This window comes from Streptomyces sp. NPDC047315, assembly GCF_040643215.1.
Classification (GTDB): Bacteria; Actinomycetota; Actinomycetes; order Streptomycetales; family Streptomycetaceae; genus Streptomyces.
The window spans coordinates 81088-105430 of record NZ_JBEYTZ010000015.1; the positions used below are offsets into that span (position 1 = coordinate 81088).

The 24343-nt window shown below is 73.1% G+C and carries 14 protein-coding genes; 11 read left to right on the forward strand and 3 right to left on the reverse strand.

The window, feature by feature from the left end:
* Nucleotides 1–483 precede the first annotated feature (483 nt).
* On the reverse strand, nt 484–2142 hold the full coding sequence (locus ABZ842_RS19125) for a hypothetical protein (protein ID WP_361537885.1): 1659 nt from the start codon (nt 2140–2142) through the stop codon (nt 484–486).
* 214 nt (nt 2143–2356) lie between these two features.
* Here ABZ842_RS19125 and ABZ842_RS19130 point away from each other — a divergent pair, with 214 nt between their 5' ends.
* The 3 genes from ABZ842_RS19130 (at nt 2357) to ABZ842_RS19140 (ending at nt 13171) form a co-directional block, all read left to right on the forward strand.
* Complete coding sequence (locus ABZ842_RS19130) at nt 2357–8164, forward strand: putative T7SS-secreted protein (RefSeq protein ID WP_361537886.1); 5808 nt, start codon at nt 2357–2359, stop codon at nt 8162–8164.
* 149 nt (nt 8165–8313) lie between these two features.
* On the forward strand, nt 8314–8610 hold the full coding sequence (locus ABZ842_RS19135) for a WXG100 family type VII secretion target (protein ID WP_361537887.1): 297 nt from the start codon (nt 8314–8316) through the stop codon (nt 8608–8610).
* 88 nt (nt 8611–8698) lie between these two features.
* On the forward strand, nt 8699–13171 hold the full coding sequence (locus ABZ842_RS19140) for an FtsK/SpoIIIE domain-containing protein (RefSeq protein ID WP_361537888.1): 4473 nt from the start codon (nt 8699–8701) through the stop codon (nt 13169–13171).
* A 63-nt stretch (nt 13172–13234) separates the two neighbouring features.
* Here the strand turns inward: ABZ842_RS19140 and ABZ842_RS19145 are convergent, their stop codons facing one another.
* Both ABZ842_RS19145 and ABZ842_RS19150 read right to left on the reverse strand, forming a co-directional pair.
* Nucleotides 13235–13921 (reverse strand): hypothetical protein, encoded by a 687-nt coding sequence (locus ABZ842_RS19145; protein WP_361537889.1) that lies wholly within the window; start codon nt 13919–13921, stop codon nt 13235–13237.
* Between the two features lie 79 nt (nt 13922–14000).
* Nucleotides 14001–14297 (reverse strand): hypothetical protein, encoded by a 297-nt coding sequence (locus ABZ842_RS19150; RefSeq protein WP_361537890.1) that lies wholly within the window; start codon nt 14295–14297, stop codon nt 14001–14003.
* Between the two features lie 154 nt (nt 14298–14451).
* Here ABZ842_RS19150 and ABZ842_RS19155 point away from each other — a divergent pair, with 154 nt between their 5' ends.
* The 8 genes from ABZ842_RS19155 to ABZ842_RS19190 all read left to right on the forward strand — a co-directional run bounded on the left by ABZ842_RS19155 (nt 14452) and on the right by ABZ842_RS19190 (nt 24332).
* Nucleotides 14452–15423, forward strand: coding sequence for a DUF1996 domain-containing protein (locus tag ABZ842_RS19155; protein ID WP_361537891.1), 972 nt, complete (start codon nt 14452–14454; stop codon nt 15421–15423).
* Between the two features lie 75 nt (nt 15424–15498).
* Nucleotides 15499–16065, forward strand: coding sequence for a sigma-70 family RNA polymerase sigma factor (locus ABZ842_RS19160; protein ID WP_361537892.1), 567 nt, complete (start codon nt 15499–15501; stop codon nt 16063–16065).
* On the forward strand, nt 16062–16775 hold the full coding sequence (locus ABZ842_RS19165) for a zf-HC2 domain-containing protein (protein WP_361537893.1): 714 nt from the start codon (nt 16062–16064) through the stop codon (nt 16773–16775). The genes ABZ842_RS19160 and ABZ842_RS19165 overlap by 4 nt, the downstream gene beginning before the upstream one ends.
* A 223-nt stretch (nt 16776–16998) precedes the next feature.
* Complete coding sequence (locus ABZ842_RS19170) at nt 16999–18933, forward strand: glycerophosphodiester phosphodiesterase family protein (RefSeq protein WP_361537894.1); 1935 nt, start codon at nt 16999–17001, stop codon at nt 18931–18933.
* Between the two features lie 77 nt (nt 18934–19010).
* A complete protein-coding gene (locus ABZ842_RS19175) occupies nt 19011–20003 on the forward strand; it encodes a phosphotransferase (protein ID WP_361537895.1) in 993 nt (330 codons plus the stop codon).
* 91 nt (nt 20004–20094) lie between these two features.
* A complete protein-coding gene (locus ABZ842_RS19180; RefSeq protein WP_361537896.1) occupies nt 20095–21153 on the forward strand; it encodes a cation diffusion facilitator family transporter in 1059 nt (352 codons plus the stop codon).
* 57 nt (nt 21154–21210) lie between these two features.
* Nucleotides 21211–21651, forward strand: a complete 441-nt coding sequence (locus ABZ842_RS19185) for a hypothetical protein (RefSeq protein ID WP_361537897.1) — start codon at nt 21211–21213, stop codon at nt 21649–21651.
* 2 nt (nt 21652–21653) lie between these two features.
* Complete coding sequence (locus ABZ842_RS19190) at nt 21654–24332, forward strand: caspase family protein (RefSeq protein WP_361537898.1); 2679 nt, start codon at nt 21654–21656, stop codon at nt 24330–24332.
* The last annotated feature ends 11 nt before the right edge of the window (nt 24333–24343 follow it).

Below are 24343 nucleotides of genomic sequence, written 5' to 3' on the forward strand. Positions count from 1 at the left end.
CTGCTCCTCAGTTCCTTCTCGGATTTCCGCGTGCACCGCGCCACGTCCTTCGGGTGTGCGCAACCGGGCTGCCCTGGGCATGCCGTGCGCCGGTGAGTCCGTGTGCGGGACGCGATTCTTGCGATGGGTTTTTCTTGGTGCTCAGGACCGTCCCGGGGCCGGGGAGGAGGCCGCCGGCCGCCGGGACGGAGTTCACTGTCCGGCGCTTTCGTGCCGTTCCTTGTTCGGTCTCGCCATCAACACGATCTGCTGCGCTGAGCGGTTCAGCCATTGCGAAGGAAATCCGGAAGAGTTTTCCAGCGGCGTTCCGCGGGGTGCTCTGACCCAATTTGCCGGCATGCCGGAATGCGCCCGCGGCAAAGGAACACCGGGGCGATTCCGGAATACGGGAAAAGGGGATCGGCCAGTCGGTCAGGCGCTCAGTCGTTCAGTCGTTCAGTCGTTCAGGCGATCGCTCGGTGGACGGCGTTCGGTGCGCAGGTGTCAGATCCGATCGCCGGCCGCGGCCAGCGGGGCGGGCACCGTCACCCGTAGCCCCAGCACCCCGAGGTCCACCGTGCCCTCGGGTTCGGCGTACCAGCGCCAGTGCGCGCCCGGGACATCCCCGACGGTGAGCACCGTCCAGCCGCCGCGCGGGGACGTCAGCTCGGCGAGGGCCCGGGCCTCTTCGCCGTTCGGGGGCCGCAGCACCAACAGGAAGCCGGTCACCTCGCCGCGGCCGGTGGCCGAGCGGACCAGCCCGAGCCCCAGGTCCTCCGCCGCTTCGAACACCGCGGCCGGCGCCCGGTCCCGCACCTCGGCGACCGAGCGGACGCGCACCACGCCGTGCAGCCCGGGCAGGGCGCTCGCATCGGGGTCCACCGCCACCACGACCGTGTTCTGCCACGGCAGTTCGAGCAGGCCGTGGGCGAGTGCGGTGACCGTGTCTCCGGCCACCCGCAGATCACCCCGTACGCTCAGCGCACCGTTGATCTGGCCGAGGCCCACCATCACCTGGGCGCCGTCGGGGTCGACGCCGACGCGGGCGAGGTGCGGCAGCGTCAGGTGCGCGGCCCAGGACTCCGGCTCCTCCTCGCCCTCGGCCGCGCCAGCCGATGCGATGACGGTCAGCTCCCCGATCCCCGTCGGATCCTTCGCATCGGTCCTCTTCGCTGCGCCGTTGTACGCGAGCGCCGACGGCAGGCCCTCGCGCCGCCAGTCGTTGGGCGCGATCGCCGTCCAGGGCGCCGGCGCCCGGCCCGCCCCCGACACCGCGGCCGTCAGCCCCGACGGCGCGGCGCGCACGGTGTAGACCCGGGTCGGCGACTCCTTGCTGCCGGTGCGCACCAACTCGTCCAGCGCGCTGCGGATCACCACCGGGGTGCGGGTGTCGGCGGCCAGCCTGCGCGCGAGCGCGGCCCGCCGACGGCGCAGCAGTGCGAGCGCCATCGGGCGCGGCAGCCGGGGGCGCAGCACCCGGGCGACGGCGGCGATGCCCCGGCCGAGCGCCCGCAGGCCCCGGGCCAGCTTGCGCCGGGCGATGATGGCCACGGTCAGGGCGGCGACGCCGGCGATGCCGCCGAACAGCAGCGGTAAGGGCACCTGGTCGTTGAGCTTGTCCAGGGGGCTCTTGGACCGGTTGGGGTTGGTCAGCGGCGCCGCCGCGCCCGTCGGGGACTGGGTGCCGTTCCCCGACTGCTGCTGCGGACCCTGCTGGCCCGCCTCGTCGGGCAGCGCGCCGAACTGCACGTCCGCGCCCTCCGCGTCGACGGGCAGCCGCAGCGCGAAGCCGGGGACTACCTGCTCGGCGCTGACGAAGACCTCGCCGCCCGGCAGTTGCCGCCCGGTGTTGAGCACCAGGATCTCCTGGAAGCGGTCCGGGTCGCCGAGGGTGCGGCCCGCGATGTCGGCGAGGCCGTCGACCCGACCGCCGTTCTCCTCCGGCGACTTGACCACGTAGAACTTGGTGAGGTCGTTGGCCGCCGCGAGGGTGTCCACCCGGGCCGGCGGCCCGCCGACGGCCAGCGCGTACGCCGGGGCCGGCAGCAGCAGCACCGTGCACAGCACCAGACCCGACACCACCGCCGGGCCCGCGGCCGGCAGTCGGCCGTGCCGCCGGTGTCGCTGTCGCCGTCGCGCCGTGCCCTGACCGGTTTCACTCATGGGGGCGTCTCGCATCTTCCTGTCTCCTCCTCCGCCAGGTGCGCACGCACGCCGCCGGCGCGCGTCGCGGTCCACACGCGCGGGGCCCGCGGTTCGGTTCAACCGGAGTGCGCAGGAAGCCCTACGACCGGTGCCGGGCGACCGCGCTGAACCGCTCGACGGTCCCGGTACGTGCCTGGCTCGGTGAGCAGACCAGGAGCCAGGAGGCCGACAGATGGCGCGACGACACACCACGGGATGGGAGATCCTGGGGTTCGGCGAGGACCCCACCCCAGGGAGCCCCGAGGACATCCGCACCCTCTCCGGCACCTACCGGGAACTGGGTGACAAGGCCGGTGAGGCGTTCGACCTGCTGCGCGGCGACGGACGCATCCGCAACGGCAAGGGCCAGGCGATGGACGCCCTGCGGGAGCGCATCAAGGAAGTGCCGCGGATGCTGGAGTCCACCCGCAACTCCTTCCAGCGGGCCTCCGACGCGTACAACGACTACGCCGGCGAGTTGGAGAACGCCCAGGGCATCTTGGACCAGGCGATCGACATCGGGCTCGCCAACCAGGACGCGGCGAAGACCGAGGTCGCCGATCCGGCCGCCGACGCCACGCCGGAGCAGGTCGCGGCGAACGATGCCGAACGCGGCCGGGTGGATGCGGCCAAGCAGGAGATGCAGCGCGCCACCGGGCTCGCCAACGACGCGCGGAACCTGCGCGAGGACGCCTCCAACCGGGCCTCGGTCACGCTCCGGGACGCCGCCGGCGACGCGATCCCGGAGCGCAGCGACCTGAAGAAGATCGGCGACTTCCTCGCCGACAACCCCTTCATCGAGATCATCGCCGGCATCCTCGTCGGCATCATCTCGATCTTCCTGCCGGTGGTGGGGCTGCTCCTAGGGGCCGCGCTGCTCACCTTCTCGATCATCCGCATGGTCTCCCAGGGCAAGATCGACGTGGGCGAGCTGATCATCGGGATCCTGACCCTGGTGCCGGGCGGCGTGCTGCTCGGCGGCCTGGGGAAGATCGGTGCGGGCATCGCCAAGCTGTCGAAGCTGGCGCCGCTGCTCGCCAAGGCCGGCGCGGGCGTGGGCAAGGGCTCGGCGGCCATCGCCAAGATCCTCCAGGGGTCCACCGCCTTCCGGAAGTTCTTCGGACCGCTCGGCAAGGGCATCGCCGGAATCAAGATCACCCCGGCCAAGGCGCTGGCGGGCAAGATCGTCATCGACGCGGGCACGGAGTTCGCCCTGGGCTTCACCGCGTCGGGCATCACCGCACTGGCCGAGAAGAAGGCCTTCGACGCGAAGGCGGCGGCGATCGGCGGGGCGATCGGGGCCGCGGTGGGAGGCGCACTCGGGGCCTTCGGCGGAACGACGTTCGCCAACAACATCAAGAACGCCTTCACCGTCAAGGGGAAGTTCAAGAGCAACATCGACAAGGCGTTCTCCACCAAGAGCTTCGGCGTCGGCGCGGACGGGAACTTCGCGTTCAAGAACCTCCTCTTCGTGGACGGCGTGGGCTTCTCGCAGAACACCGGCTTCCACGGCATCAAGGGCAAGACGTCGTCCGACCCGGAGACGGGCGCGATCAAGACCGCCATCACCACGCCCGGGGGGCTGAAGACCGAGACGAAGATCGACCCGGGCGGGCAGAAGCCGCCCAAGGACAAGCCCGCGCCTGCGCCCGTGGTCTCGACGAAGACCGACACCCCGGACGGCTTCAGCTCCGAGACGACCGGCGGGGTCAACACGATCGAGTCGCCCAAGGGCGAGAAGGTCATCTCCGACGGCACCACCACCACGGTGGAGACTCCGGTCAAGGGCGGCTCGTCGCTCAACACGACGTTGAACCCCGGCGGGTTCACGACCTCGGGGCCCTTCGGCGAGATCTCCCGGGGGCCGGACGGCACGACGATCGCCGGGCCCAAGCCGCCGCCCCCGGCGCCCGCGGAGGGGGCGCAGCCCGGCGAGGTGGACGTGAACCTGCCCGGGAACGCCAACGGCGGAAATCCCGGTGGCGGAAACGCCGGCGGTGGCAACATCGGTGGCGGCAACAACGGCACGGTGAACGCGCCGAACGTGAACGCGCCCGACGTCAACACGCCCGACGTCAACACGCCGAACGTGAACGTCCCCGACGGAACGAATGCCAACGGCGGCAACAACCCCGTCGGGAACAACGGGAACAACGGGAACGCCGGCGACATCGGCAACATTGGTGGCGTCGACCTCAACGACCCGGACCTGATCCTCCCGGACCCCCTGCCCGTCAACAACGACGTCATCCAGGGCGGCGGAAACCTCCCCGGAGGCAACGTCCCGGACGTCAACGCCCCACAGGTCAACCTTCCGCAGAACAACGCCCCCGAGGTCAACGTTCCGCAGCAGAACAACGCCGAGGGACCCCAGCCGGACGTGCCGGCCCCGCCGAAGTTCATCTTCAACGAGGGCGGCATCAGCACCCCCGACGGCGGCCTCTCGGTCTCGAACAACGGTCAGTTCAACACCGTCAACACGGACACGGCGTCCATCGACAACCAGAACAACACCATCTCCGTCTTCGACGTCCCGAACCCGCCCGGCACCGCGCTGCCCGTCGCCGGCGTCAACAAGGGCGACGGCACGATCACGCTGGATGTGGGCGGCAACCACACCATCACGACGAACGCCAACGCCCCGGGCACGGTGAACCTGGACAACAACCCCATCGGGATCGACGCGGCCGGCAAGGTCACCTTCACGGGCGGCGACAACGGACAGACCGTCACCCTGCCGCCGGCCGGCAGCGCCAACCCGGTCACCGTGCAGGACGGCGCCACCACCACCGTCATCAACCCGGACGGCACGGCCACGGTCAACACCAGCGGCAGCCCGGTCGGCACCGCCTTGAACGGCAACGGCTTCTCCGTGAACACCGGCGCGGCCAACCCGAGCACGGTCCAGTTCAACGGCCCGGCCGGCACCCTCGACATCACCCCCGGCACCGGCCCGAAGGTCACCGTGGACCCGGCCGGCACCGTCACCGTCGGCAACACCACCGGCACGGGCCCCGGCACCGGCAACCTGGCGGGCCCGAACGGCACGGTCGCCTTCGGACCCCAGGGCCACACCCTCAGCACACCCGGCCCGAACGGCACCTCCTTCACCATCGGGCCCGACGGCTCCTTCGACAACGGCGGCATCAAGCTGTCCCCGGACGGCACCGCCGACACCGGCACCACGAAGGTCGCGCCCTCGGGGAGCGGCGGACCGACCGTGGTCACCGCCGACGGCCTGGACGTGACCGTCGGCAACGACGGCGTCCTCACCGTCAAGACCTACGACAGCGGTGCGATCACCACCGGGCCGCACTCCGCACAGCCGACCGCCGCCCAACCGGTTCAGCACGGCGACGCGTCCATCGGCCTCGACGGCACCGGCGCGCCCGTCATCACGGTCAACCCCGGCAACGGCACCGTGCTGACCATCAACAGCGCCAGCACCACGGTCACCTCGGGCCCCTTCGCCTCGGTGAACGGGCCGGGCGGACAGAGCACCACGCTGCCCGGCACCCCCGGGGCCAACCCGACCGGCACCGTCACCACCGCACCCGACGGCACCACGTCGGTCGGACAGGGCAACACCACCCTCACCACCGGCCCCGGTGGACAGACCACGGTCGCCGGCGGCGGCAACCCCACGGTCACGGTCGCTCCGGGGGCCAACGGCGGCCCGGTCACCGTCACCACCTCCGACGGCAGCTCCTCGACGCTGAACAACGGCGGCGCACAGACCTCCGTGAACACCAAGCCCGCGGCGTCCGCGACCGTGAACGCGGGGCAGGGCGGCCCGCAGACCACCAGCCAGGCACCCGCCGGCGCCAACACCACGGTCGTGCACACCCCGGACCACACCACCGCATCGGACGTCGACGGCGGCTTCAGCATCGACGAGACCCAGACCGTCAACACCGGCGGTGCCACCGTCACCACGGGCACCGACCCGGCGGGGAAGCCGACCGTCGACATCGCCACGCCCGACGGCGCCGGCGGCACCAACAACTCCACCGTCACCCCCGGGGGCATCACCACCCCCGGGGCCGGGGTCACCACCCCCGGCGGGGGCAACGCCCAGATCACCCCGACGCCCGGCGAGGGCGCGGCGCCGACCACCGTCAACGTGGGCAACGACGGTTCGTTCACCGTCAACGCACCCGGCGGCGACCAGGCCGACGTGGGTCCGCTCGGCACCGCGCCCGCCGAAGGCGGCGGCGGTACGACGCCCGGCGACGCGAAGATCACCAATGCCAACGGGGACTCCATCGCCTCCGCAGGCAACACCACCACGGTGAAGAACGACGGCTTCACCACCACCTTCACCGGCGGCGACAACGGAACCACCGTCAACACCGTGCAGGACAAGAGCGGGATCGGCCACAGCATCGACCCCAACGGCCAGGTCACCGTGCAGAACTCGCCCAGCAAGGCGACCATCACGGCCGCCAACAACGGCGGCACGGTCACCACCCCGCCGAACACCGGCGCCCTCGGCGTGCCGACCTTCGAAGGCGGCGGCAACACCCTCAACAACGGGCAGGGCGGCATCACCATCACCACCCCCGGCTCCGACCCCACCTTCGACCCCGGCACCACGACCGTGCACCACCCCACCCAGGTGAACGGCCTCGACGGGGTCGTCACTGTCAACCACGGCCCGGCGACCGGCTCCTTCGCCCCCGGCGGCGTCGTCGAACTGAAGCCCTCCGGGAACGTGGTCGACGGCGCGACCGTCGACACCGCGGGCAACCCGGTGGGCGACCAGCCGGGCGACACCACCGTCAGCACGGTGACGGGCGACGGCAAGGGCCAGATCAACGTGCCCGCGTTCGGCGACGGCGGCAGCATCGCGCACAGCGGGTTCTTCGGCGGCCCGACGACCGTCAACACCGGCAACACCACCATCGTCAAGACCTCCGACGGCTTCGTGGAGAACGCCGGCACGGCCGGCCAGAAATCCGGCCTCTTCGACGGACCGAACAACCCCAACAACCCGGCGCCCAAGGCCCAGCCCACCTTCACCGTCGGCGGCAGCGACAACGCCGGACCGAGCGTCGAGATCCCCACCAAGGGCGGCGGGTCCACGGTGCACGGCGACACCTTCGACGTGAAGGGCCTCGGCGGGCCCTTCTTCGAGGTCTCGGTACCCGGCGCCGCCGGCGGAGCGAACGACAAGGTCACCGTGACACCGGGCGGCAACCTCGTCGGCCCCGGCGTCGTCCAGCCCCCGGCACCGACCGCCGGCGGCCCCCTGCCACCGGCGACGATCACCCTCAGCAACGGCGGCGTGGTGACCGCGGGCAACCCGCCCACCTTCACCCCGCCCACCGGCGGCAACACCACCCTCACCTTCAACACCAACACCGGAACGGCGACCACGACCGACGCCGGCAGCGGAATCACCATCACCCAGAACCCCAACGGCTCCGCCGACTTCCAGAGCACCAAGGGAGGCCAGACCGACACCTTCACCGTGAAGAACAGCGGCGTCAGCGGCACCGTCAACACCGGCGGCGACAACGCGGCCACCTTCACCGTCAAGGCCGGCGACAGCGGCGCCGTGAAGGTCACCGACGGCGGTGGCAAGACGCTGGAGCTCGACCCGGGCGGCTCCTTCAAGGAGCAGCACTCGGCCTCCCACGAGTACGACGCCTACGCCGGCTCGCCCACGGCGGTGAACGAGTACCAGGACTACGGATACGAGGCCGCCACCAACATCATCAAGGGCCTGATCAGCAACCTCGTCACCGCCGGATACCAGATCAACGAGCTCGGCGTCGATCCGCAGACGGCCCTGGAGAACGCCGGAGTTAAGGCGGGCAACGGCCTCGCGAACGGCCTGGCCAACAAGAAGCTGGAGAACCAGTACGGCTTCAAGACCAACGGACTGGAGACCGGACTCGCCGGCATTCCCACCAAGACCATCGGCAACCTGAACAACAACCAGGACACGGAGAACCTCAATCCGACCCCGGATCCGGCCCTGTCGTCGACGTCCTGAGAATCCGCTGAACCGCACCGCACACCCGCACGTGTTCACAGTGCGCAGGCGTCACCGGGCCCACCCGGCCCGGTGACGGCCCGAAGACCGCCGCGCGGCGCGCACCCCACCCGACATCCCGTCAGTCACCCACACCCGAAGGACCAGCCATGGCCGACTACATCGTCAACGACGAGAAGCTCAACCAGACCGCCGCCAACACCATGAACCAGTACGACACCGCGATCGCCCAACTCCAGGCGATCCAGACCGAACTGCGCGCCCTGGTCGCCGACGGCTACAACACCCCCTCCGCGAAGACCGACTTCACCGACTTCTGCGAGGACTTCTTCAGGGGGTACGACTCGGTCGTCCAGGGGCTCCAGGGCGTGTCCAAGTACATGAAGGGCGTCGGCGACGGCTTCGCCCAGCTCGACCGCGACCTCGGCGCCAGCCTGCGCGGCTGACCGCCGCCCGCCCCGGGGGGCGATGCGTCCCGCCCCCGGCCCCGCCCCCGACCGACCCCGTACCGCCCACGCGAGCATGAGGAGCGCCATGCGGCTGACCGTCACCGCGGTCGACCCCGAAGAGGGACAGAGCGCGGACTTCCTGATCGAGACCGACCCCGCGGTGCCGGCCGGCGACCTCGCCGCGGAGATCGCCCACCACCTGCACGGCACGCAGTCCCATCCTCGACCGGCGCTCTACCGCGGCGCCGAACGGCTCCCCGACGACCGGCCCGTCGGCGAGTTGGAGCTGCGGCCCGGGGGGCTGCTCGGCATCGGCGGGCCCCTGCCGCTGCCCGGCGCCGAACCGGACGGCGTGGCCGAACTCAGGGCCGTCGGAGGGACTGGCGCCGGCGCGGTCTTCCGGCTGCCGCCGGGCGAGTACGCCGTGGGGTCCGATCCGCACCACCCCCTGCACCTGGCCGCCGAGGGGCTGCCCGGGACCGCGGCGCACCTCAAGGTCGCCGCCGACGGCACCGCCAACGTGCGCGCCGCGGCCGACGGCGTACGACTCGACGACGCACCCGTGCCCGAGTGGACGCCGTTCCCCGTCGGCGGGATCCTCACCGCAGGTCCCGTGCTGCTGGAACTCGCCGAGCCGTCCCGGCCCGACGCGGCCCTCCAGCCCTCCGAGGACGGCGCGGGCCTCGACTACAACCGGCCGCCGCGGCTGCTGCCCCCGCCCGTGCGGGACAAGTTCCGACTGCCGATGCCGCCGGCGAAGCCGCCGCGCAACCCGCTCCAACTCGTGATGATCTTCGCGCCGCTGGCGATGGCGCTCGTCGCGGTCGTCGTCTTCGGCAACATCCGCTTCCTCGTCTTCGGCCTGCTCTCCCCGGTCATCGCGATCGCCAGCCAGGTGTCCAACAAGCGGCGCGGCAAGGAGAACTACGAGGACCAGATGAAGGAGTACGAGCAGCGCAAGACCGAACTCGACGCGGACGTGGCCGAAGCGGTCCTCGCCGAACAGCGCGCCCGGCGCGCCGCCTGCCCCGACCCCGCCCTCGTCACCCTGATCGCCACCGGCCCCCGCCAACGGCTGTGGGAACGGCGCTGGCGGGACGACGACTTCCTGGTGCTGCGCCTCGGCGTGGCCGACCGGCCGGCGTACTTGGAGCTGGAGGACCCCACCGAGGCCGAGCACCGCCGGATGCTCACCCGTACCACCCACGCCGTCCCGGTCGCGGTCTCGCTGCGCGCCGCCGGGGTCATCGGGGTCGCCGGGGGAGCGGTGGCCGACCCGCTGGTGCGTTGGCTCGTGGGCCAGAGCGCCGTTCTGCACAGCCCCTCCGACCTGCGGATCTGCGTACTGTCGGGGAACCGCGACCGGGCCGGGGACGCCGAGCGCTGGTCCTGGTTGCACTGGCTGCCGCACACCGCCCCCATCGGCGAGGACACCTTCAGCCTGGCCGGGCCGACCGCCGAGTCCGTGGGGCGCCGGATCGCCGAACTGACCGCCGTCGTCGCCGCCCGGCGGGCCGCCGGCGACCGGGCACCGCGCGGCGGCGCCGCCGGCGAACCCGACGTCCTCGTCGTCCTCGACGGGGCCCGTAGGCTGCGCTCCCTGCCCGGAGTGATCCCGCTGCTGCGCGAAGGCCCCGCCTACGGCGTGTACGCGCTGTGCATCGACGACGAGGCCCGGATGCTGCCCGAGGAGTGCCAGGCCGTCGCCGTCGCCACCGCCCAGGGGCTACGCGTCGAGCAGGACTCCGCCGACCCCGTCGCGGGCGTGCTGATGGACGCCCCCGACCGCGGCTGGGCCGTCGGCGTCGCCCGGGCCCTCGCCCCCGTACGGGACGTCGGCGACGACGCGGAGGAGACCCTGCTGCCGTCCTCCGCCCGGCTCCTGGACGTCCTCGGCCTGGAGCCGCCGACGGCGGACGCGGTCGCCGCGGGCTGGACCCTGGGCGGACGCACCACCCGGGCCGTGCTCGGCGAAGGCGTCGACGGCCCCTTCGCCGTCGACCTCGCCGCGGACGGCCCGCACGCGCTGATCGCCGGGACCACCGGCTCCGGCAAGTCCGAACTCCTCCAGAGCCTGGTCGCCTCCCTCGCCGTCGCCAACCGGCCCGACGAGCTGAACTTCGTCCTCGTCGACTACAAGGGCGGCAGCGCCTTCGCCGAGTGCGAACTGCTGCCGCACACCGTCGGCATGGTCACCGACCTCGACACCCACCTCGTGGAGCGCGCCCTGGTCTCCCTCGGCGCGGAGCTCAAGCGGCGCGAGCGGATCCTCGCCGACGCCGGCGCCAAGGACATCGACGACTACATGGACAAAGCAGCCAAGACGGCCAGCGGTGCCGGGCTCGATCCGCTGCCCCGACTCGTCCTCGTCATCGACGAGTTCGCCTCCATGGTGCGCGAACTGCCCGACTTCGTCTCCGGGCTCGTCAACATCGCCCAGCGCGGACGCTCGCTGGGCATCCATCTGATCCTCGCCACCCAGCGGCCGTCCGGCGCCGTCACCGCCGACATCCGCGCCAACACCAACTTGCGGATCGCGCTGCGCACCACCGACGTCAGCGAGAGCCGCGACATCATCGACAGCCCCGACGCCGGCGAACTGTCGCCGCGCACCCCCGGCCGCGCCTACGCGCGCCTGGGACACGCCGCCCTGCTGCCCTTCCAGACCGGACGCATCGGCGGCCGGCGTGCCCAGAAGGCGACCCAGCGCACCGAACGCCCCGCGCCCACGCTCACCGAGGTCCACTGGGAGCTTTTGGGCGACCCGCCGCCGCGGCGCACGACGGCGGCGGAGCCGACCGCCGTGCAGCCCATCACCGACCTCGCGGTGCTGGTCACGGCGGTACGGGAGGCGTCCGAGCAACTCGGTGTCGACCCGCCGCGCCGCCCCTGGCTGCCGCCGCTGCCCGAGCTGCTGACCCTGGACGAGATCGCCGCGGCGCTCCCGGAGCCCGCCGCGGACGCCCCCGAGGCGACCGTGGACCTCGGCGCCGCGGTGCCGAGCGCCCTCGCCCCCGTCGCGTACGGACTGCTCGACCTGCCGGACGAGCAGATCCGCCGCCCGCTCGCCTTCGACCTGGACTCCATGGGCCATCTGCACCTCATCGGCTCGCCCCGCGGCGGCAGGTCCCAGACCCTGCGGACGCTGGCCTCCGCCATCGCGGACACCCACAGCACCGCCGACGTCCACCTCTACGGGCTGGACTGCGGCAACGGCGCCCTCACGGTGCTGAGCCGGCTGCCGCACTGCGGCGCCGTCGTGGACCGCACCCAGATCGAGCGCGTGGGCCGGCTGCTGGACCGGCTCGCCAAGGAGGCCGCGAGACGCCGCGTCCTGCTCGGCCGGGCCGGCGCGTCCGACCTCACCGAACTGCGCCGGCAGCTGCCCGAGGACGAGCGCCCGCCGCACCTCGTCGTGCTGATCGACCGCTTCGAGGCGTTCGAACGGGACTTCGGCCAGTACGACCAGGGCAGCGTCATGGACGCGCTGGTGGCGCTGTTGCGCGAGGGCGCCAGCGCCGGCGTCCACGTGGTGGCCACCGGCGACCGGGTGCTGACGCAGGGCCGGTTCTCCTCCAGCACCGAGGACAAGCTGGTGACCCGGTTCAACGAGCGCAGCGACTACTCGATGGTGGGCCTGTCCCCGCGGACCGTCCCGGAGAACCTGCCGCCCGGTCGCGCCGTCGAGGTGCGCACCGGCCGCAGCGCCCAGATCGCGCTGATCGCCGCCGACCCCTCCGGCCCGGCCCAGGCGGAGGCGCTGACCGCGCTCGCCGAACGGGTGCGGGAGCGGGACCGGCACGTGCCCGCCGACCTCCGCCCCTTCCGGGTGGACGTGCTGCCCGACGAGATGGACTTCGCCGAGGCGTGGCAGAGCCGGCCGCCCCGGACGTCGCCGCTGTGGGCGATGGTCGGCGTCGGCGGCGACGAACTCGCCGCGGTCGGCACGGACCTGTCGCGGGTGCCGTCCTTCCTGATCGCCGGGCCGCCCCGGTCCGGGCGCAGCACGGTCGCACTCACCATGGCGCGCTCCCTGCTCGCCCAGGGCACCAAGGTCGTCGTGGTCGCGCCGCTCGCGTCGCCGCTGCGCGCGCTGGCGCACGAGGAGGGGGTGGTCGAGGTCTTCGGCGACGCCGACCTCGCCGTCACCGACTTCCGGGCGGCCCTCGGCCGGGTCGACAGCCCGGCCGGTGCGGTGATCGTCGACGACGGAGAGGTGATGGTGAACTCCGAACTCGACGGCGACCTGTTCGCCCTGGCGCGCGGCAGCGCCGGCGACGGCTGGGGACTGGTCGTGGCCGGCAACAACGAGGCGCTGCTCAGCGGGCTGCCCGGCTGGCCGTCCACGATGCGGCGCAACCGGTGCGGCGCACTGCTCGCCCCGCGCTCGGTCACGGACGGCGAGATCGTGGGGCTGCGGGTGCCGCACGGCATCCTGGGCGCGGACAGCGAGCCGGGCCGGGCCCACGTGCACCTCGGGGACGGCCGCTACCGGACCGTCCGGGTGCCCAGGCCGGCCCCGACGGCACAGAACTACGGCGCGGCGCTCACCGCCTGACACCGCGCCGGCACCACGAAGGGCCCGGACCGTCTCCACGGTCCGGGCCCTTCTGCGACCCCGTCAGGTGCCGGCGCCGACGGCGGCGGGCTCGCCCTGCGGCGCGTACTCGAAGGAGAACGTGCCGGTGATCGCGGAGAACACCTCGTTCAACTGGTCGGCCAGCGGCAGATTGGGGCTGTAGCACGTGATGACCAGCACGCGCCGGGAGCCGGGCACCGGCACCACCGTGTGCATCACCAGCATCTTGGACGACACACCGTGCGCCACGTCGCTCTGCTCCACGCCCGTCAGCCGCCCGACCCGGCCGATGCGTGGCAACTCGACCGTGGTGAACCGGCGCTCCACCCCGCTGTGCTTGCGGCGGCGCCCCGTGGTGGAGAACTGCCGGGCCAACTCCTGGGCGGAGAACGTCTCGCCCGGCGGCGGGCTCAGGCTGAAGATCATCACCCCGGCCATCAGCAGGCCGTCCTCGTACATCGTGGTGGTGCCCGCGGCGTACAGGGCGCCGTGCTGCCGGGCCGTCGCGAGGATGCGCCGGGCGTTGCGGAACATCGCGTTGATCAGGTCCCGGTCGGCCTTCTTCGGCGCCTGGCGCAGCATCTCGGCGCGGACCGGTACGAGGCCGTCCCCGTCGAGGTCGTAGTGCGCCCAGGTCTCCGGGATCGCGATGCCGAAGGAGTCCGGTGCCCGGTCCGGGGCGGCCGGGTGCGCGGGTGTGCTGGTGTGCGGCTCGGCTTGCTCGTCCATGGGACGTGCGCCCCTCCTCGGTGGGTGGAACCGTCGGTCGTCTGGGTGGTCTCGGTGTCGCGGGTGTCGTCCGGGCGCTTCACTGCTTCGCCCCGCCGTTGCCGCCCTCCTTGAGCGCGGACGCCATCTCCTTGTCGGCGTCTGCGAACGCCTTGACGATCGCCTCGCACCCGTCCTTCAACGTCTTGCACTCGCGCTTGAGCTGGAAGCGGCCGTCGTTCCAACGGTCGTCGAAGTTCGACCCGGCCGCGGCCAGCGGCGGACCGACGGCGACCGCGTCGAACCCGGCCGACCGGGTCTCGATCAGGTCCATCACCCGACCCAGGAGCTCACCCATGCTCTGCACCTCCGTGCCGGGCATGTCAATCTCGGCCATCAGCCCTCCAGCCGGCGGAACCGACGGGACGCTCCCGTCGTGTCCGACACACGGATCAGCCGGATGAAAGGTTCAACCACAAGTTGTTGAACAGCCGAACGGAAGGTGAAACGCTTACTGAGTGGCGATTCAACTACGAGCGGCAAAGCAGAAGTTGACGAGGAACGTGACCGTGCTCGCGCTGGGCGTCGGAGTCCTCGTCGCCGCGATCGTCGCCAACCGCCCGGCCGGTGCCGACGGCGCGCCGCCCGACAGCGCCTACGTCGCCCTCGCCGACGTCCCCGCGCCCCCCGCCGCGCCGCCCCCGGGACCCGACGCTTCCACCGGCACGTACACCGTGGAGTGCGGACGCAACGAACGCGGCCACTACAACACCGACAACCTCGTCACCTCCCCCGGCCTCGTCGGCGGCGCCCACCACACCCACGAGTACGTCGGCAACACCACCACCAACGCCCGCTCCACGGACGCCAGCCTCGCCGCCGCGCCCACCACCTGCCGCGGCGACGACCGCTCGGCGTACTTCTGGCCCGTGCTGCGCCGGCTGGACCGCGCCGGCTCGGACGCCGAGGCCCACGGCGGCGGCAAGCACGGCAACACCGGCCAGATCGTCGTCCCGTCGTCGGTGCGCATCGCCTACCACGGCAGCCCGGTCAGCGAGGTCGTCCCCCAGCCGGCGGGGCTGCGGACCATCACCGGCGACCCGGTGGCCGCCACCACCACCGACGAACACGTCCGGGCCAGGTGGGGCTGCTCCAGCGCCCCCGACCGCACCACCACCAAGTACCCCCGCTGCCCGGCCGGCAGTGACCTGACCCGTACGTTCTCCTTCCCCAGCTGCTGGAACGGGCTCCACCCCGACAGCGACGGACACCGCGCGCACATCGTCTTCCCCGCCGCCAACGGCGCCTGCCCGGCCGCCACCTTCCCCGTCCCGGAGCTGAGGATCACCCTCACCTACGACCTCCCCGAGAAGGTCGCCTTCGCGGTGGACTCCTTCCCCGAGCAGCGGCGCGACCCGAGGACCGACCACGCCATGTCCGTGAACGTCATGTCGGACCGACAGCGCGCCGAGGTCGCCGACTGCCTCAACGAGGGCCGCGACTGCCGCGCGGCGCGCCCCTGACCGTCCACCGGCTGAACCGTCCCGGCCCCGCGTCCGTGTTGAAGACATCGGACCGGCCAAGGACGGAGTGAGTGGATGGCGGCACTGTGGTCGCGCACTCGGCAGAAGTCGAGCGATGAGGTACTTGTCCGGGCGCTGTACGAGGAACACGGCAGAGCCCTGCTCGCGTACGCGCAACGGTTGACGGGGGACCGCAGCGCCGCGGAGGACGTGGTCCAGGAGACGCTCATCCGGGCCTGGCGGCACCAGGAGGTGCTGACCAACGGGAAGGGCTCCGTCCGCGGTTGGCTGCTCACCGTGGCCCGCAACATCATCACGGACCGCAGCCGGGCGAAGGCGGCGCGACCCACCGAGGTCGCCGAGTCGCCGACGAGCGGACCCGTGGCGCACGACCACGCCGAGGCGGTGGTCGACTCCATGGTGGTGATGGAGGCCCTGGACAAGCTGTCCCCGGACCACCGGGACGTGCTGGTGGAGATCTACTTCCAGGGACGCACCGTCACCGAGGCGGCGAAGGTCCTCGGAATTCCCGCCGGGACGGTCAAATCCCGGTCACACTATGCGCTGAAGGCCCTGAGAGAGCAGTACGGGGAGAAACCGAGAACCGGTCGGCTGGTCGTGTTGAAGGAGGCAGTGGCATGAGCATCCAGCAGCATGACGGCGAACTGCTCGGCGCCTATGTGCTCGGCGCCCTCGACGAGGAGGAACAGCGCAGGATCGAAGGCCACGTGGCCGAGTGCGAGGGGTGCCGTGTGGAACTCGAAGCCCTGAGGGACCTGGAGGCGACCCTCGGCGAAGTGCCACCGGAAGCCTTCCTCGACGGGCCGCCGCAGGGCGGTGACCTGATGCTCCGACGGACCCTGCGCCAGGTGCACGCCGAGCGCTCGCGGTCCGACGGCCGGCGCAGGGTGATGCTCGCGGTGGCCGCGTCCGCCGTCGCCGCGGCCGTGTTGGGCGCGGGCTTCCTCGTCGGGCGCACCACCGCGGACGAGGGCGAGACGGAGGCGGTGCCCAAGCCGCCGACGATCTCCGCGCCGCCCGTGGTGCCGGAGACCAAGTTCGGCTCGGGCACCGACACCGCCACCGGCGCCCGGATGGCGGTGCGGATGACCCCGACCTCCGACTGGGTCCGGGTGAACGCGGCGGTCAGCGGCATCCCCGCCGGTGAGCTGTGCCGGCTGGTGGTCGTATCCAAGGACGGCAAACGCGAGGTCGCGGGCAGTTGGGTGGTCGGCAACAAGGAGAAGGGCGCCAACCTCGACGGCTCGGCGGCCGTCGCGGGCAAGGACGTCAAGGAGGTGTTCGTCGAGAACGACGCCGGCAAACGGTACGTGACGGCCTCTCTGGTGTGACGTCCGCACCGGTCTGGTGAAGGAGGGGCCCGGGGCCCGGGGAAGGCGCGAGCGCCGGCCCCGGGCCCCTCCCTCGCCCGCTGCCCCGTGCCTCCCCGTACCTGGTACGCGCCTTTCTCCGCGCCCTCGTTCACCGCGGCGTCGACACCCGGCCACGACCGCGCCGGCGCACATTCGTTTCGCGGTACACACGCGTTCCCGTGCATTCCGTAGGGTGCCGGCCATGTCGCTCAGAACCCGCCTCACATCGCGCACCCGCCTCCCGTTGCGCTCCCGTCGCCCGTCGGGCGCCCGCCGCGCGCGGCGCACCCCGTCCCTGCTGCTGGCCACCGCCGCCGTCGTCTCCCTGTCGACCGCCGCGCCCACGTCCGCGACGCCCGCCACGGCCACCGCCGCCGCCCGGGTCGTGCTCTCCACCGACTTCTCCGGCACCTCCCTGCCCGCCGGCTTCCGCGCGGTCGAGGGCGCCTGGCAGGTGAAGGACGGCCGGCTGCACGGCACATCCGCCGACTCCGGCCAGCAGAGCAGGATCACCTTCGGGGAACACCTCGACAACTTCCGCATCGAGGTCACCGCCCGCTTCGAGTCCGTAAGGGACTCCGCCCGCTGGGCCGCACTCGGCCTCGACGTGCCCGCCGACGGCGCCGTGCCGTGGTCCATCGCCACCGTGCGCAGCAACAGCACCGCCGGCAACGGCCTGGAGTTCGCCGAGCGCACCGCCGCCGGCGCCTGGAACGTCACCGACACCGCCGCCGCACCCACGGCCGCCGGCACCGGCCGGGACGTCCGACTCGCCGTCGAGGTCCACGGCACCAAGGCCCGCTGGTTCTTCGACGGCAAGGAAGCGCTGCGCACCACCCGCCTCGCCCGCTCCGAGAAGGGCGTGGAAGCCCTCGTCGTCAACGGCGCCACCGTCTCCTTCGACGACCTCAAGGTCACCGAACTCCCCGGCCGCGGCTATCTGCGCCCCGAAGGCTCCCCGCTGACCGTGATCGCCCACCGCGGCGCCTCGTCCGCGGCCCCCGAGAACACCCTCGTATCCGACGAGGCGGCCCGCCGCGGCGGCGCCGAGTACATCGAGAACGACGTCCAGCCGAGCAAGGACGGCGTTCCGTACGTCCTGCACGACACCACGGTCGACCGCACCACCGACGGCACCGGCGCGATCCGCCAGTTGACCGCGGCCCAACTCGACCGCCTGGACGCCGGGTCGTGGTTCGCCCCCGCCTACGCCGGGGCCCGGGTCCCCACCCTCGTCGCGCAACTGGACGACCTGCGCACCCGCGGCGGCGACATGCTGCTGGAGATCAAGGGCCGGCACACCCGGGACGAGGTCGCCGCCGTCGTCGCCGCCGTGCGCGAGCGCAAGATGGCCGACCGGGTCTTCGTGCAGAGCTTCGACGTCGAGACCCTGAAGCACGTCCGCGAACTGGCCCCGGAGCTCCCGCTGGGCCTGCTGCGCGGCAGCCTCGACGCCGACCCGGTCGCCCTCGCCCGCGAACTGGGACTCGCCTCCTACAACCCCTCCGACGACGCGCTGCGCCAGCGCCCCGGCATCGTGGCCGACCTGCACGCCGCGGGCGTGGCCGTGTGGGTCTGGACGGTCGACAGCCCCGAGCGCTGGCGGGCCCTGGAGAAGACCGGCGTCGACGGCATCATCACCAACCGGCCCGCCGAGCTGACCGGGTGGAACGCCGCGTACCTCCAGAACCGGCCGGCCGCGCCCGGGGTCGAGATCACCTCGCCCGCGCCGGGCGCCCGCCTCGACCGCGCCCAGGCACCCGTCGCCGCCGTCCAGTCCACCGGCGCCGAGAAGGTCACCCTCACGGTGGACGGCGCCCCCGTACCCGTCGGCAAGCCCCTGGACCTCACCTCCCTCGCCGCCGGTGAACACCGCCTGCGAGCCACCGCCACCGGGCCCGGCGGCACCACCACAGCCGACGCCACCTTCACCGTCCGCGCGAGCCGCACCGGCCTCGCCCACCTGGTGCTCACCTCCGGCGCCGACGCCAACCGCGTCGCCACCATGACGACGATGCTGGGCCACGGACACCACACCCAACTCGCCCGCTGGGCCGAGAACCAGTCCGGCCGGGGCGTGCCCGCCGCCCGCGCCGCGCTGATCGCCGCGGAGGCCCGCGCCCTCGCCGCCGGCTGACCCGCACACCGCCTTCGCCCCCGGGCCGCCGAAAAGACGTTGCGGCGGCCCGGGACGGGGCTGAAGGGTGGGAAGCCATGATGCAACTCACCGAAATAAGCGGACTTGCCCGACTGGTTGACGAGGAGTGGCGCTCGCCGGTGGCCGACGCCGTCGCCGCCCACTGGGGCCACGAGCCCGGCGCCGCCCGCTGGTGGCGATCCAGCGCCTCCCACGTCTTCGTCGTCCCGGACGCCCCCGAGCCCGACGCGGAACGCTATCTGCGCTTCGTCCCCGAACGCCACGCCGCCTTCCACCGCTTCGAAACCGTCGCCGCACTCATGGACCGCCTCCACGGCCGGGGGCTCGCCATCGCCCCCCTCGTCCGCTCCGCCGCCGATCGACTCGTGGAGCCGGTGGACACCCCGCTCGGCACCGTGCGCGCCATGTGCCTTGAGGGCGCCCCCGGCGACGAGGTCGAACTCGACGACCTCACCGCCGCACAGGCCCTCGCCTGGGGCGCCCTGCTCGCCCGTACCCACGAGTCCGCCGCCGACCTCGGCGACGGCCTCGGGCACGCACTGGACGACATCGGCCGGGCCGCTGCGCTCTTCGCCGACGACCGTGACCTGACCGCCGCCGTCGAACGGCTCGCCGCCCGGCTCGCCGGCCTGCCGCGCGACCCCGCGCACTACGGCGTCGTGCACGGCGACTTCGAACTCGACAACCTCGCCTGGCAGGGCGAGACCCCCACCGCCTTCGACTTCGACGAGGCGGCCCTGTCCTGGTACGCCGCCGACGTCGCGCACGCCGTACGCGACCTGACCGACCACGGCCGGCCCGCCTCCGCGCACGCCGAACTGCTCGACGTCTTCCTCACCGGCTACCGCGACGTGCGGTCGCTTCCCGACGCGGACCCCGAGCAGCTGCTGCTGTTCGCCGGCGCGAACGCCGCCCGCAGCCTGGTCGAACTCCACCCCGTGTTCGCCACCCTCGACGAGGGCCGCCCCGACGACCTCGACGAACTGCGCGCCAGCCTGCGCGAACACCGCGAGGAGCAGCGCCGCATCGTGCTGACCGCCGCCAGCTGACGAGCCACAGGCAACTGCAACCGCATCGCACCTGGTCAGCCATGGTAGGACGGCAGTAGCTGCAATGGGAATCACCTGCCATGGTGGTCCCATGGCAGCCCCTCGCAGCCCGGCACACCACCATCGGACGCGACACCGGCTGGCGCATCTCCTCGCGCCGCACGGCCACACCACGGCCGACCGCGTCGACCCCGCCATGGAGACCTCGCGTGAGGGCCTGCGCACCCTGTGGCTCTCCCTCGCCGTCCTCGGGGCGACGGCCGCGCTCCAGGCGGTCGTCGTCGCGCTGTCCGGCTCGGTCGCCCTCTTGGGCGACACCGTCCACAACGCCGCCGACGCCCTGACCGCGGTCCCGCTCGGCGTCGCCTTCGTCCTGGGGCGCCGGGCGGCCACCCGCAGCCACACCTACGGCTACGGCCGCGCCGAAGACGTCGCGGGCGTCGTGATCGTGCTGGTGATCGCGGCGTCCGCGGCGCTCGCCGCCGTGCAGGCGCTCGACCGGCTGCTCGACCCCGGGGACGTCAGCCACCTCCCGGCGGTCGCCGCCGCGGCCCTGATCGGCTTCGTGGGCAACGAGTGGGTGGCCCGCTACCGCATCCGCACCGGACGCCGGATCGGCTCGGCCGCACTGGTCGCCGACGGACTGCACGCCCGCTCCGACGGCTTCACCTCCCTCGCCGTCCTGCTCGGCGCTGGCGGCGCCGCCCTCGGCTGGCGCTGGGCCGACCCCGTCGTCGGCCTGCTGATCACCCTGGCGATCCTGTTCGTGCTGCGGGACGCCGCCCGCGAGGTGTTCCACCGGCTGATGGACCGCGTCGACCCGCGCCTGGTCGCCGACGCCGAGCAGGCCCTGCGCTCCGTCACCGGCATCCGGGACGTGGGGCGCGTCCGGCTGCGCTGGGTCGGCCACGGGCTGCGCGGCGAAGTCGACGTCGTCGTCGACCCGCACCTGACCGTCGTACGGGCGCACGCACTCGCCGTGGCCGCCGAACACGCCCTCATCCACGCCGTGCCCCGACTGACCGCGGCCACCGTCCACGTCGACCACACCCCGGTGACGGGCGACCCCCACGCCCCGCTCGACCACCACCACGGCGGCACGTCGCCGCGCAATCGGCGCGATGCGCCCGCGCGCCGGGAGCCGGTGTGACAGGCTCGGTACCGGCGGCCGTGCGGGCGGCGCCAGAAGGGCGCAGGGGGCGTGGGGATGCTGCTGACGATCGAGGTGTCCGACCCTGAGGAAGGCCCCGCGCTCCGGGACCTCTTCCGCTGGCTCAGGGACGACGAGGACCTGCCAGGCGAGGTGAGCCTCGCCGCCGTGCCGGTGCCCGGCGCCATGAGCGGCGGCCTGGACGTCGTCAACGTCGTCCTCACCCACTCCTTAGGGGCGGCCAACCTCGCCCTGGCGTACGTCGGTTGGCGCGCCGCCCGCCGCAGCCGGGCCGTCCTCACCTTCACCCGGCCGTCCGACGGGCTGACCGTGACCGTGGACGGCGGCTCGGACGAGGCGGTCCGCAGACTCGTCGACGTCCTGTCCGCCCCGCCGACGCTCCCGCCCACGCCCCCGGCCGAGCCTCTGCCCGCGCCCCCCGCACCGTCGGACCCGCCGGCACCGAGACCCGACGGATCCACCCCCGGGGCGTCCTGACGATGGAACTCGCCGACCCCCAGGGCTCGTACGCCGTCCTCATCGGCACCGCCGCCTACTCCGCGCCCACCCTTGAGGACCTGCCCGCGGTGGCGCAGAACCTCGACGGCCTCGGACGGCTCCTCGAAGACCCCAGCGTGTGGGGCCTGCCGCCCGAGCGCTGCACCCGACTCGTCGACCCCGCCACGTCCCGGGAGTTCCTGGACGCCGTGCGCGAAGGAGCCCAGCGGGCCACGGACACCCTGGTCGTCTACTACGCGGGCCACGGACTGCGCGCCCCGGACGTCGACGGCCTGCTGCTCGCCCTGTCGTCGACCGACCCCGAACGCCCCTACACCTGCGTCGACTTCGACGCCGTGCGCCGGGAGGTGCTGGAAGCCGGCCGGAAGGTGAACAAGGTCGTCATCCTCGACTGCTGCTACGGCGGGGTGGCGATGGCCGGCGGCATGGGCGGGCCCGACGGCGTGGGGGAGAGCCGAGGGGTGACCGTCGCCGAGCAGACCCGGATCGCCGGCAGCTATCTGCTCACCGCCTGCGCGGCCAACCGCCAGGCCCTGTCGCCCCCGGGCGAGCGGCACACCGCCTTCACCGGCGAACTCATCCGACTGCTCGACCGGGGCGTGCCCGGCGCGGGCCCCCTGATCGGCGCGCCCGCCCTCTACGACCACCTGCTCGGCGAACTGCGCGCCAAGGGCCTCCCCCTGCCGCAGCAGCGCCTGAGCAACACGGGCCGCTCCCTCGCCTTCGTCCGCAACCGGCACGGACTGACCGACGACCCGCGCCGCGCGGCCGGGCCGTCACGGCACGCGACGACCGTGCCCGAGCGGTTGCGGGACGCCCTGCGCGCCCAGCCCCGGGCGCTCGCCGAACACGCCGCCCGACTGCGGCAGACGGACGCCGACGCCGCCGCCGAACTGCTGGAACTGGCCGCCGCGACCCGCCCGGCGCAGGAGGTGGCGACGCTGGTGTGGATGCTGCGGGAACAGGGGCGTACGGACGAGGCGGACACGGTGCTGACCACCGCCGCCGCGCAGCGGACCCCGGACGACCTCGCCGCCGCCCTCAGCGCGCTGCACGCCCTGGACGACGGCGACGACGGCGACGACGGCGACGACGACGGCGACGACGCGACACGGCTGCGGCGCGCGATCGCCCGCCGGGCGCCCGAGGACGTCGCGGGCACGCTCCGCGCCCTGCGGGCGGCGGGCCGCAAGCAGGACGTGGACGCCGTGCTGGCGGTGGCCGTCGACCGACTGCACACCACGGAGAAGATCCTCGGCCTCGCCGGCGCGCTGTGGTCGGCCCAACTGGACGAGGAGGCCCAACGGGTACTCGCCGCCGCGTCGACGTCCTCGCCGCGCGAGACGGTTCGTCTGGCACAGGCGCTGGTGGCCATCGAGCGCGTCACCGAAGCCCTGGACCTCTACCGCCAGCCGGCCGTCCTGGTGACCCTCAGCCCCGAGGAACTGGTGCGGGTGCTCCAGGTCATGGAGGAGAGCGGCCACCGCGCCGACGCCGGCGGGCTGCTGCACGCCGCCGTCGACGCGTTCACGACGGTCGAGGGGACGGCCGCGCTGTGCGAGGCGCTGTGGGCGGCCGGGATGGACGACCGCTGCTCCGTGACGCTGGAACGGGCCGCGGAAGCGCTCTCCGTCGACGGGGTCGGCGCGCTCGCCGAGGCGCTGCACGCCCGTGGGCACGAAGGGTCCGTGCTGCAGCTGTTCACCACCGCCGCCCTTCGCCGCCCGGTGGCCCGCACCCCCGAACTGGTCATCGCCCTGCGCTCGATGGGCCGCCCGCTGGACGCCGAACGCCTGCTGCGGGACGCCGCCACCCGCTCGGACCAGGACGTGGTGGAACTGCTCGTCCTCCTGGACGGTCCGGCTGCGGTACGGGACCGGGCGCGCATCGTGGACGTCGTGCTGAACCTGCCGCTCGCCCGGCTCGCCGAGATGGCGCTCGCCCTGCACGCGGCCGAACGGCCCGTGGCCGACGTGCTCGCCCCCTGGCTGAGCCTCGGTGACCGGATGTTCGTCGACGCCTTGGCCGCCCTGCGCGCCGAACACCTGGACGACGCAGCCCTCTTGGTCCTCACGCACCAGGTGCAGACGGCTCCGGACGCGGCGCGCGGCCGGCTGCCGGCCCTGGACGCGGCGCACGCCGCGCTCGACGGTTCGCTCCTGCGGGTCCTCGTGCGTCGGCGTGCCGACCCGCCGCCCGGCGACGTCGAGGAGCCCACGCCCGAGGCGATCCGCGCCCTGGTCACCGGGGCCGAACACAGTGTGGACGAGCGGGTCGTGGCCATGGCCCACCTGTGCGAGGTGGGGCTTGAGGAACGGGTTGTGAGCGCCTTGGCGGACGTCACCAGGACCAGGTCCCGCGTCGAGGTCATCGACCTCCTCGGCCGACTGGAGGCCCGAGGGCTGACGGTCTGCGCGCATGCGATCGTCGACGGTGCCCGGATGTTCTCCGAGCTGTACCGGGACTTCGTGCGCGCACTGCTGGCACAGGGACTGCGGCAGCTCGCGGAGTACGCCGTCGATCGCCATGGACATCGGCTCCACCCCGCCCAGCGCAGGGAACTGGCGGCGGAACTGGGCATGGCGGAACCGGAGCGCGAGGAGCAGCCGCCGGTGGACCAGCCCCGTACGCGGCGCCGGCTGTGGCGGGACCGGCGCTGAGCGCCCGCGGC